At 65.0% G+C, this 7,616-nt stretch carries 6 protein-coding genes; all 6 read left to right on the plus strand.

Features of this window, described 5'->3' with window-relative positions:
- The first annotated feature begins 497 nt into the window (after positions 1 to 497).
- On the plus strand, positions 498 to 698 hold the full coding sequence (locus ABZ717_RS28240) for a helix-turn-helix domain-containing protein (RefSeq protein WP_358516205.1): 201 nt from the start codon (positions 498 to 500) through the stop codon (positions 696 to 698).
- Positions 699 to 2,192: a tyrosine-type recombinase/integrase gene (locus ABZ717_RS28245; RefSeq protein ID WP_358516208.1), complete on the plus strand. Its 1,494-nt coding sequence runs from the start codon at positions 699 to 701 to the stop codon at positions 2,190 to 2,192. It abuts the gene before it with no gap.
- Positions 2,193 to 3,068: 876 nt separating this feature from the next.
- Positions 3,069 to 4,217 (plus strand): glutathione-independent formaldehyde dehydrogenase, encoded by a 1,149-nt coding sequence (locus ABZ717_RS28250; RefSeq protein WP_358516211.1) that lies wholly within the window; start codon positions 3,069 to 3,071, stop codon positions 4,215 to 4,217.
- A gap of 505 nt (positions 4,218 to 4,722) precedes the next feature.
- Positions 4,723 to 5,205 (plus strand): helix-turn-helix domain-containing protein, encoded by a 483-nt coding sequence (locus ABZ717_RS28255; RefSeq protein WP_197724892.1) that lies wholly within the window; start codon positions 4,723 to 4,725, stop codon positions 5,203 to 5,205.
- Positions 5,206 to 5,301: 96 nt separating this feature from the next.
- Positions 5,302 to 6,462, plus strand: coding sequence for a hypothetical protein (locus ABZ717_RS28260; RefSeq protein ID WP_358516214.1), 1,161 nt, complete (start codon positions 5,302 to 5,304; stop codon positions 6,460 to 6,462).
- A 603-nt stretch (positions 6,463 to 7,065) separates the two neighbouring features.
- A partial coding sequence (locus ABZ717_RS28265; RefSeq protein ID WP_358516217.1) for a DUF2637 domain-containing protein occupies positions 7,066 to 7,616 on the plus strand: 551 nt, incomplete at its 3' end.

The raw sequence follows: 7,616 nt of genomic DNA on the forward strand, positions 1-7,616 counted from the left end.
CCCGTTGAAACAGCTCCCACAGTTTGTCCGGCACCAACCGCTCAACCATCGACACCGGGCCAGGCTATCGAGAATCCAAATGAGATGAGCTCTAAGGCGGTCCGGGCCCGGTACCGGGCCCGGTTGACCTCCACCGGACACGTGCGCCAGGACTGAACGGCCAGCCCCTGTGGGGAACGGGCCGGCCAGGGCGGTTGGCGTGACAGCGGGGCGGGGGCGGTGTTGGGCCCGTGTGGCCCCACGCCGCCCCCACAACCCTGAACCCCGCCCAGGGGGCGAACCCGGCGGTTCGGGCCCACGTGGGGCCGGTGGTGGCCCCGAACAGCAAAAACGACAAACCACCCGTAGCGGGTTGCGGTTCGGGGTGAGGGAAAATTCGGTGGGCTTGTTGGCCAATCCGCTTGCACTTCTCGGCGAGGTCGAGCGTGGATGCGTGGTGCCCCGCACCGCAAACGTGCAGTTCAGAGGTGGTGGGTAGGTGGGTCAGGTGAGGTCGGATGCTCGGGTTGGGACGCACCACCACCTACCGGCTTCTCCGTGAAGGCGCCTTCCCGGTGCCTGTGCAACGGGTGGGACGGACCTGGAGGATCCCCACTGCGGGAATCCTGGCCCACCTCGGCCTACCCACACCTTCCACCTCGGGTGGTTGTGGTGGGTGCGGTGCGCGCGGTGACCACTACAAGGAGGGGGAGTCGTAGGTGGCTTCTCACCAGGGACGAGTGTTCAAACGCTGCGGGTGCCGGGACGAGAACTCCGGGCGCGCGTTGGGTGTGCGGTGTCCGAAGCTGCGCCGCCAGGGCGGGGCGTTCAACCCCCGCCACGGCGACTGGGGTTACCAACTCGAACTACCCCGCACAGGCGAGGGAAAGCGCCGGCAGGCCCGCCGTACCGGGCTGGAAAGCCAGGAACAGGCCTGGGAAGTACTCGACCACCTCAAAGCGCTCGTGGACCTGGCCCAAGGGGAACCGGATGTGGAGGTGCAGATCGCGAACCTGATCCAGAACGCCCTCAAAACCCGAACCCGCTTCCCCTCGGTCGAGGAGGTCCGCAAGCGTCTGGGAACGGGGGCCGATGTGCGCAAGGAAGCCCCCACCGTGGGCGCTTATCTCAGGGGGTGGATTCAGGCCAAGCCCGACTTGGCCGAGGACACCCGGGCTTCCTACCAGGGCCACCTTCGTAAATACCTGATCCCGCACTTGGGCAAGGTGCGGTTGGACCGGCTCACGTTCACCCGGGTCGAGGCGATGTTCGACACGATCGAGGCGAACAACATCCGCATCCTGGAATGCCGGGAGTCCGATGACGCGAAGGTGCGGGCCTCGGTTCGTAACCAGCGGGTGATCAGTCTGTCCACCAAGCACCGGAGCCGCGCCACGCTTCGTAGCGCCCTGTCGGAGGCGGTGCGCAGCCCCGAGGAGCCGGTGAATATCAACGCAGCCTCACACGCGAGGTTGCCGTCGTGTCCGAGGAAACGCCTGCTGGTGTGGACACCTGACCGGGTACGTCAATGGGAGAAGGACGGCACCATCCCGGGGGAGGTGATGGTGTGGACACCCGAGCAGACCCGCACCTTCCTCACCCATGCCAGGAAGTACGTGTGGTTGCACCCGCTGTTCCATCTGATCGCCGTCAAGGGTCTTCGCCGGGGTGAAGCGGTGGGGCTGCCCTGGGCTAACACCCGGCTGACGGATGCAGAAGCGGATATCCGCACCCAGGTGGTGCAGTTGTCCTGGACCACGTTCACCTCGACCCCCAAGAGTGAGGCGGGACAGCGCACCATCACGTTGGACACCGACACCGTCAAGGTGCTGCGGGGCTGGAAGAAGTTCCAGAACCAGGCACACCTCAAGGCCGGACCAGACTGGGTGGATTCGGGGTTGGTGTTCACCCGACAAGACGGCACGGGGTGGCACCCCTCCCACGTGAGCGACTGGTTCGCCCGCATCGCACGCGCGGCCGGACTCCCACCGATCACGTTGCACGGGCTGCGGCACGGGGCCGCCTCGATGGCATTGGCCGCGGGGACGGACGTGAAGGTGGTCTCGGCCGAGCTGGGGCACTCCACCGCCCACTTCACCCAGGACACCTATCAGACGGTGTTCCCCGAGGTCGCCAAAGCGGCAGCTGAGGCGACCGCCGCTTTGCTGCGCGGGGAGCCGGCCAAGGTGAGCAACCTGGCCCCGGTGCGGTAGCCGGTTCAGGGGAGCACACCAGGAGCCCCACAAGGGCTACCGGCCCCAGGTGAGGATACGGGTTCACCCGCCCTGGCCTGGGGTTTCCTCGTGGGCAGAGGCGATCGACCATCGGATGAAAGGTCCGATCGATTATCGAGAACTTGCCCTGGTGTCTTCCTCTTTTGGTCATTCTGTCGTCGGCCCGTTTGGCCAGATGCTTATAGCAAATGAGGATGCAGGCGGTGCCGATTATGGCCAGGAAAGTGGAGGGGTGTTACGGGGGTGGTGCAACCTGTTGGCCAGGGCATGTTCCTGCGGGTACCGGCACCGACAGCACGGTCGCTGTCGGCCCAGTGCCCCGGTGCCCTGCGATCGTACAGACAGCACTCGATGGCTCCCCGAAAACAGGTAGCGCCGGCGAGTGCGGTGAACTTTGCGCTCTCCTCCCCGGTGCGGCTGCGCGGGCCCAACAGCGTCTGAACCTGGTCGAACTCCTCCCGCCTGATGAGTGGCTCACGGACGGGACAGCCTGACTACGTCCAATCCTCGTTGCTATTCCAGCGCAGTTCGGTCTGGTGGCCGAGCTGAATGTCGTTGACGTCCAGCAGTACTTCGTCCCTGCGCGCCGCTTGCTCAGCTGCCGCGACGCCGAAGCCCCGTACCCGGAAGGTTTCGCCCACACGGGCGAAAACGGCCGTCAACCACGGCCTACCAGTGGCGGGACTGGGGGACTCTGCGTCCCAGCTCTCGTGGCGGTCGGTCACGAAACCTTGACGTGCTTTGTCCGAAGCATGGGCGTGAGACTGTTTCGTCCCGGTGCTGGGAGAGCAGGGGGACGGAGCGAGGGCAGGTAGCCCCACGGAGTCCGTCCCGCACCCAATCTTGGAGAAAATCATGAAGGCCCTAGTGTACAACGGATCCCGCGATGTCTCCGTCCAAGAGGTCCCCGATGCCCGGATCGAGCGTCCCACCGACGTGCTCGTGCGCATCACCGCCACCAACATCTGCGGTTCCGACCTGCACATGTACGAAGGACGCACCGACCTGGAGCCCGGCAAGGTCCTCGGGCACGAGAACCTCGGCGTGGTCGCCGAGGTCGGCGACGGCGTGGAGCGCGTCAAGGTCGGCGACCACGTGTGCCTGCCCTTCAACATCGGCTGCGGGTTCTGCCGCAACTGCGAGACCGGCATGCCCTCCTACTGCCTGACGGCCAACCCCGACCCGGAGATGGCCGGGGCCGCCTACGGCTTCGCCGGGATGGGCCCCTACTCCGGCGGGCAGGCCGAGTACCTGCGCGTGCCGTTCGGGGACTTCAACTGCCTGCGGCTGCCCGAGGACGCGGCAGAGAAGGAGGACGACTACGTCATGGTCGCCGACATCTTCCCCACCGGCTGGCACGCCACCCGCCTGGCCGGGCTCAAGCCGGGGGAGTCCTGCGTCGTCTACGGCGCGGGTCCGGTCGGCCTGATGGCGGCCTACTCCGCGCTGCTCCAAGGGGCGTCCCAGGTGATGGTGGTCGACCGCCACCCCGACCGGCTGCGCCTCGTGGAGAGGATGGGGGCGATCGCCGTGGACGACTCCAAGGGCGACCCGGTCGAGCAGATCCTCAACCTCACCGACGGCCGCCGCGCGGACTGCGGCTGCGAGTGCGTCGGCTACCAGGCCCACGACCATCTCGGTGTCGAGCACCCCGAGATGACCATGAACAACCTGGTCAAGTCGGTGAAGTTCACCGGCGGCATCGGCGTCGTAGGCATCTTCCTGCCCTCCGACCCCGGAACGTCGGACGAGATGGCCCGCAACGGCCGGCTCACCTTCGACATGGGGACGTTCTGGTTCCAGGGCCAGAAGATCGGTACCGGCCAGGCGCCGGTGAAGGCCTACAACCGGCAACTGCGGGACATGATCCACCAGGACCGCGCGAAGCCGTCCTTCATCGTCTCCCACGACTTGCCGTTGCAGAGGGCGCCGGAGGCCTACGAGCACTTCGACAACCGCGAGGACGGCTGGACCAAGGTGGTACTCAAGCCCGCCATGGCGTGAGCGGCGCCGCTGGTCGGCCAGTCGGCCACGCAACCTACACCACGCGGGCCCGGAGGAGCTCAGGTTCTAACGGTGGTCGCAACACCCTGACTTTCAGGACATTGCGACCACGGTGTCGTTTTCGAGGGAAGAACGGGATCGTCTGCGAGCACGGTTCCTGGAACTGATGGACCAGATCGGCAACGCCACCGAGGTAGCCCGGCTGCTCGAGATCAACCGGAACACCGCCTTGGGGCGGGCTCGTCAGGCCGGGCCGAGCGCACAACGCCGACAACGGCCGTACCCAGCGCGCCAGGAGTACGAACGCCTGCGCACACGTGCCCCGACAGACCGCGCGAGAAGTCGGGGTGAACGAGCGCACCGCACGGGACTGGGACCACAGGGTACGCAAGTCCGGTAACAGCTGGCTCTACACCGACGGGCGTAGCGTGGACTCCCCACCGGGTAGACGACCACCAAGTCCCTGACCAGCCCTCCGCCAACCCTAGCCGCGCTCGAAGCGCAGGTGTACCCGCGTTTTCTGACTCTGACCGACCGGGAACGGATCGCGGATCTGCACCACCAAGGCCAGAGCCTGCGAGCGATCGGGCGCCAACCGGGGCGCCCTGCCTCGACCATCAAACAGACGCTCGGCGCTGCCAATACCGCGGAAAAGCAGTCCAGAAATCATGACAAACCGGAAACCCAATCGGAGTGCCGGGCGAGACACTGTGGGCACACCCGAAGGGCCATCTGGCGAACCGGGCGTTCCGGAGCTCGGAGGAGCTGGAGCGGGTGCTGCGGTCCCATCTGTGCTCGGTCCAGTGACAGCCCGGTTTGTTGCGCGGTTTCATCCGATCGGTCCGGTTGGTTCCGTGCCCTATTCCGTCAAGCGCCTCATCAAAGATCAGTAAAATCGAAGTATAACCCCTTGAGGAGGCGGGTACATTTTTCACTCTTTCCATATAAGATTTCAGTAGGGAATCCGCTGCCGTTTCTGAGACAATGAGGTCTGAGCTTGCAAGGTTCAGGGTCTGGTGTTTTCTTTCAGGGCTTGTGTATCAGCCTTCCTGCCTGAGTCTCACTCAATAAGAGGGGCGGAGTTTTGCCGGACACAGAACGTCAGAAGGACCAGAACGAGAACCGCCTTACGGTCGGCGTGATCGCTGATCCCGTCGCCATGCCAGCTTTGATCGGGGAACAGCTCGCTCAGGACCTTCCACAGTTGTTGACTCAACAAGTCGACTCAGAACAAACCTGGGCCGCCCAGGCACACTGGGAACGCCTCCCGCCCAGCGATAGCCGCCACACGGCGATGATGGAGCTCGCCGAGACCAAGTTGGCCGAGCGCGGCTGGGACATGGTCGTATGCGTGACCGACCTGCCCTTGCGCAGCGGCAAGCGAGCGATCATGGGTGACATGAACAGCCAGCGGCGCGTAGTCGTGGTCTCGTTGCCGGCCTTCGGGGTCATGGCGCTGCGGCGCAGGGTCGGTGCGGTAGTGGCTCAGCTCGTCGCTGATATGCACAGACCCGGGACTCCCCAAGAGGGGACCGCGCAACACGCACGAAGCCGCATCCCCCTACTAGCGGCGCGTTTTCGGCGTCACACCCCCGAACAGCCCGAAGTCGATGCCAGGATCTCCTCCCGGTGGGGGAATCTGCGTTTGTTGTTGGGGATGGTACGAGCCAACCGGCCCTGGCGCCTGACCTGGAGCTTAACCAGCCCGCTGGTCGGTGCCTTTGCCTTCAGTGCATTCTATTTGCTCAACACGACAGTTTGGGAGATCGCGACCACTTCGTCAGCCTGGCGCCTGGCTCTCGCGGTAGTGGGAGCGCTGTCGGTGATGACTGGATGGCTCATCGTTTACCACAACTTGTGGGAACCGGTGAGGGCGCGCCCCCGCGACGAGCGCCAACAGGCGGTGCTGTTCAACGCGACGACGGTATTGACCTTGGGCCTCGGAGTAGCTTTTTTGTATGTGGGCCTGTATCTGGTCAACCTGACGGCGGCGCTGGTATTGCTCTCGCCAGGGGTTCTGGATTCGTACATCGCTGGGCAAACGAGCGCGGGCACCTATGTGCTGATCCCTGTGCTGGTGACGGCGGCGGCCACGGTGGCGGGTGCGATCGGGTCCGGTTTCGAGAGCGAGGAGTCGGTGCGCAACGCCGCCTTCAGCCGGCGCGAACGGGAGCGGCGCGAGGCTTTCCGAGAAAGGCATGAACAGCGCCAGGGATCTCTACAAGAACGCGGAGAGGCTTCCTGAGCTTGAGAGCACGTTCCTCACGTCGACGGGGGTCGTGCGTGGCCGGGTAGACAGGATCGGACGGGTGTGTGGTTGATGAGCTGGTCGGTCCCAACACCACGGCATGAACACGACACGAAGTGAATCTCCCCGGTTGTGTTGGACACTCCGATGGGCGTCTGAGAGGGCTCGTCCGGCCCCCGGTTGCCCCCCCGCGCAGGGTAGGGGTTCAGAGGCGGCCGCGGGGTGTTGAAGGGCGTGCGGGGGCACATCGACGGCGGACCCGCACGGTCACGGGATGGCAAAGTGCTCTGTGAGGTCGACGCCCACCTGTACTCGTCTTGTACTGGGGAGCACACCAGGAGCACACATCGCCCGAAAACGCCGCGAGGACCTCTTCCGAGGTCCTCGCTTACCCCGTTTGAACTGGGGTTTTGTGGCGCACCCAGCCCGACACAATGCGAACCTCCAGTCTGTGATCGAGGGACCACAGATTGAACTTCTCCCTGCTCACGCCAAGGTCCGCAGGGACGGGTACCACGGTTCGCGGGCTGAGCGTCAGGGCGCGGGGGAGTGAGTGCAATGACTTCTCCCCGTTGGTCCCGCTGGGTCACCATCGCCGCTGTGCTGCTGCTAGCGCTCATCGCTGCGGTGGTGAGCTACAGCCACATGTACGAATTGGCGCTTCGCCATGGCGAGCCGGGGTGGCGCGCGGCTCTGTTTCCACTGTCAGTCGACGGCATGATCGTCGCCTCCTCGATGACGCTGTTGAGCGACGCTCGCAACGGCCGCAAGGGCGGGCTCCTGCCCTGGACTCTGTTGATCATTGGCTCGGGAGCTTCACTGGCAGCGAATGTCGCGGTTGCCGATGCGACGATGTGGTCGCGCATCATCCATGCGTGGCCCTCGTTCGCGTTGATCGGTGAGTATGAGTTGCTCATGCGCGAGTTCCGCACGGCGGCTGAGAGCGTACGCAATGCGAAAGCGGAGCGTACGCGCAGCGAAGACGACTTTCCTTTGCTTCCCGGGGAAAAGTCGCAGACGGAGGAAGCGGGACTGTACGTCGTTCGCGAGCAGGGCACGGGCGTGCTTGACGGTGCCGAAGAGACCCGTCCAACGCCGCCTGAAACCCAAGTCCGCGCATGGCGATGGGTTCTGGATCATCAGAGGGAGCA

The sequence above is a fragment of the Nocardiopsis sp. NPDC006832 genome (genome assembly GCF_040635885.1).
Classification (GTDB): Bacteria; Actinomycetota; Actinomycetes; order Streptosporangiales; family Streptosporangiaceae; genus Nocardiopsis.

What these genes read in the sequence shown, in the direction of transcription:
- ABZ717_RS28250 (WP_358516211.1), top strand. Translation starts at nt 3,069, where the DNA reads ATGAAGGCCCTAGTGTACAACGGATCCCGCGATGTCTCCGTCCAAGAG.
- ABZ717_RS28240 (WP_358516205.1), top strand. Translation starts at nt 498, where the DNA reads ATGCTCGGGTTGGGACGCACCACCACCTACCGGCTTCTCCGTGAAGGC.